Origin of the sequence: Odoribacter sp. N15.MGS-14 (assembly GCF_000980245.1) — a bacterium.
GTDB lineage: Bacteria > Bacteroidota > Bacteroidia > Bacteroidales > Marinifilaceae > Odoribacter > Odoribacter splanchnicus.
Genome location: NZ_LARE01000216.1, coordinates 1 through 294 on the forward strand (window position 1 = coordinate 1; position 294 = coordinate 294).

Genomic DNA, 294 nt, shown 5'->3' on the forward strand with positions numbered 1-294 from the left:
ACTGCCGACCTCTACATTATCAGTGTAGCGCTCTAACCAACTGAGCTATAGGACTAGTTCAACCTTGTCTACCTGATGTTAGACTCGGCTTCTTTCTTTCTCTTGTTTATCTCTATCTATACTTCTATAGATGGTTGATCTATATATTATAAATAAACAAGTACCAGTAGTACAATAATAGAACCTATGAAATCGTTGTAACGACATCGCTCCAGAAAGGAGGTGTTCCAGCCGCACCTTCCGGTACGGCTACCTTGTTACGACTTAGCCCCAATTACCAGTTTTACCCTAGGA

The 294-nt window shown here is 41.2% G+C and carries 1 rRNA gene; it reads right to left on the reverse strand.

What is annotated here, in order from left to right:
• Window positions 1-215 precede the first annotated feature (215 nt).
• Window positions 216-294, reverse strand: a 16S ribosomal RNA gene (locus tag WS34_RS15235); the annotation flags it as partial.